Genomic DNA, 1,629 nt, shown 5'->3' with positions numbered 1-1,629 from the left:
AACTAATCAACCGTGCCATTCTAAAGTAATAAAAGCTTTTGGCTTCAACTAACGGATGGAGGGAATTACCAACGGACTGATCATAATTATTTTCTTTCAAATAGTTCACAATCTCAATGGCTTTATTTTGAGATTCTTCCACTTCTTTACCATAAGCCTTTAATTTTCGTTTTAAAGAATTATCAATTAATCCCTCAATCAATTGAGATTCTGTTGGACTCAAGTGTTCTTGCGAGCGAATAGCCTCAGTTTTAATGGCATAATTGGTTTCTTCATTATTCCAAAATTGATGAAGTGCGTCTTTTTGCTTGGTAAGATGTTCAGTCAGTTCATCAAGTAAAACACGAGCATCTCGTTCTTTAGCCATTTGTGCAAGGGTCGCATCAATATCAGGCTGTTGTTTATCTACTTTCATATTATCAAGTTTTGTGCTTAACTCATTGACTAAGGCTTGCGTTTTTTCAACGGATTGAACCAGAGGAATTGATTGTGCTTTTAATTCTTTTGTTTTTTCTTCAATATGACGAATGTCCATTATTATTTCTCCTGATGATTAGTTGTAGTTGTAGTTGTAGTTGCAGTATTGATATTTCCTTTTTGATCTGAGATCGCTGTAAATGAACCTGCCACAAAAGCTTCTGTATCGGTAAGCTGAACATCAAAGCGATCAATTACACGAATTTTAGTAGTATCAGTTTCAAATGCACCAGCACCAATATTTGTTGGAAGCAATGACATGTTTTCACGGTCAAATAAAGTCATGGCTTGTTTAAAGTCGCCATAATAGAGCGGATAAAGCGGGCTGCTTGTTTCTCCACCACTTGGAAGCCAATGGTCACTGATTTCAACGACTCGTTTTCCTTTGATTAAATAGCGATCAGGTTGAACGGGGTCAGGTTGTAACAAATAATTTCCTAACGCATCTTTAACTAAAGTAAGTTGGTTGAGCCCGCTTGTGTTGGTAATTAAAATAGAAGTTGCTTTAATTGCTGGATCGACTGCCGTATTAATCATAATGATAATATCATCAAAAGTAGAGAGGGCTGATTTTTTAGGGGCTGCTTGCATGAGTGAGATGATTTCTTTATTACGAGAAACGACGACTTTCTTAGCAATCCAACCCGTCAACCATGACATAATATTTTCGGCACTATCTTTAAGTAGGGAGTTGGTCGCTGTTGTGATCCCTCCGTAGCGTCCAATCTGATACTTAACAAGTTTAAGATTGGGATCGTCATTGGCTCCAATGGTTTCATCTTCGCTATCTAATTTTGTAAGTGGGGTAATATTTGTCCATTTCTCATAAACACGAGAACCTGAGGCTGTAGTTACATTTTCAACATTGACATATTGCTCCATCACATCATATTGGCGTTTCAAGACATTAATCGAAGTTCTTAAATCTTGGGGAATGGTTAAGCCAGCCGCTTCGCCTGATTCATCTTTAGAGGAAGTGACTAGATTTGTGATTTTAGAATCGCCTCTCATTAAGGCTTTAAAATCTGAAATGAAAGAATGATCGGTTTGGTTTTCTCCATTTCCTAAGGGAAGTTGTCCGCTTGAGCGAAGATGAGCAACTTGCGTCGCTTGTGCTTCGTCGACTTGATTTCTAAGTGCATCACAACGAGC

General features: G+C 37.8%; 2 protein-coding genes. Both read right to left on the bottom strand.

From position 1 onward, the window contains the following. Window positions 1-535, bottom strand: a 535-nt coding sequence (locus AB0N14_RS40075) for a hypothetical protein (protein WP_366030603.1), incomplete at its 3' end; no start/stop codon positions are given. A 2-nt stretch (window positions 536-537) separates the two neighbouring features. Beyond that, window positions 538-1,629 (bottom strand): phage major capsid protein (locus tag AB0N14_RS40070; protein ID WP_366030602.1); only part of this gene is annotated, 1,092 nt, incomplete at its 5' end.

Source organism: Streptomyces sp. NPDC051104, assembly GCF_040682835.1.
GTDB lineage: Bacteria > Actinomycetota > Actinomycetes > Streptomycetales > Streptomycetaceae > Streptomyces > Streptomyces cynarae.
This window is presented reverse-complemented; position numbering and strand designations above follow the sequence as displayed.